Consider the following 1,620-nt stretch of genomic DNA (forward strand, 5'->3'; position numbering starts at 1 on the left):
ACATGACGATCGCCGCCAAGCACTTCGATCCCCAGCTCGGGATCGACATCCACACCTACCTGATCCCGCCGTCGCCGATTCCGATTCCGTTGCCGACGCCACACATCGGCATCGTGCTGGACCCGTTCGACTACATCCCGGTGATCGGCGGCACGATCAACGTCAACGGCGTCAAACGCGCCACGGCCGGCTGCATGGGCCTGGACCTGCACATTCCGGTGGGTGGGGCGTGGATGCCGACGCTGAAGATGCCGATGGGCCCGCAATGGGACGACGAAATCTTCATGGGCAGCCGCACGGTGCTGGCCGACGGCGACCCGTTCTCGCGGGTGGCGATGCCGGTGCTGGCGTGCAACATCGTCGGCATGGTGGCGCCGTTCCGGGCGCGCAAGCCGAAGCGGCCGAAACTGTCGCTGCTGCTGCCGACGACGGTGAACCTGGCGATTCCGACCAACGTGTACGTGGGCGGCGCGCCGACGGTGTCGTGGACAGCGCTGGCGATGGGTGCAGGTTTGGCGGGGCTGGGCAAACTGCTGAAGAAGACCGGGTTGTCGACCCGCGCGGCCGATGCGTTCCGCAAGCTGCGGCAGAACCTGTTCGGGAGCCTGCCGCCCGGGTTCCTGAAGTGCAACGTGCTGCGCGCCGAGCCGGTGGACATCCGCGACGGCAGCGTGTCGGTGACGCACGAGGACTTTGCGATTCCGGGGCGCTTGCCGCTGGCCTGGACGCGTCAGTACCGTTCCAACAATCAACACGATGGCGTGTGCGGCCACGGCTGGCAGACGCCGGCGGACGTCCGCCTGGAGTTGTACCCGGACGGCAGGGTCTTGTTCGTCGACGTGGAGAGCGCCGCGTTGTTTCCGCAGTTGCCGGCAGGCGAGGGTAGTGAACAGGCGGTGCGCGAGTTTGTCGACGGCGCCCGCCTGAGCTGCGAGGACAGCTGGCTGTGGGTGCAGACGAAGGATGGGCTGCGTTACGGCTTCGCGGCCGGTCCGGTGCAAGTGGCATCGCTGCAAGCACGCGCGCTGCCGATCGAATGCGTCGAGGACCTGTGCGGCAACCGCTGGCACTACGAGCGCCGCGACGGACATCTGCTGCGGATCGTCGAAAGCGGAACGGCGGACGAGGCTGGCAATGCCCTGCAGGGCCGCTTCATCGAAGTGGAATCGAGGCAGGGTCGCATCGAACAGATGACCCTGCACGACCCGGCCACGGGCATCGGCCACCCGCTGCTGCGCTATGCCTACGACCCCGCCGGCGATCTGGTGGCGGCCATCGATCCGCTGGATGCGGCGCGCACCTTCGAGTACGTGCAGCACCGCCTGGTGCGGCACACCGACCGGGTCGGGCTGTCGTTCCATTACGCTTACAACGCGCAGTGGCGGGTAATCCACGCTTGGGGCGACGGCGGCCTGTACGACTACCGGTTCCGTTACGACGGAACGCTCAACGAGACCGAGATCACCGACTCGCTGGGCCACGTGTCGATCGTCAAGTTCGACGAGAACCGGCTGCCGCTGTGCGAGATCGACCCGCTCGACGGCGTCACCGTCTTCGAGTACGACGAGGTCGGCCGCACGACGGCGGTGATCGACCCGCTGGGCCTGCGCACGCAGTTCG

1 protein-coding gene is annotated in these 1,620 nt (G+C 67.2%); it reads left to right on the forward strand.

Annotated elements, in window-relative coordinates:
• Nucleotides 1-2: 2 nt before the first annotated feature.
• Nucleotides 3-1,620, forward strand: a 1,618-nt coding sequence (locus ACFOLC_RS16085; RefSeq protein WP_386760279.1) for a DUF6531 domain-containing protein, incomplete at its 3' end; no start/stop codon positions are given.

The organism is Lysobacter cavernae (genome assembly GCF_042648505.1).
In the GTDB taxonomy this organism is placed as follows: domain Bacteria; phylum Pseudomonadota; class Gammaproteobacteria; order Xanthomonadales; family Xanthomonadaceae; genus Lysobacter_L; species Lysobacter_L cavernae.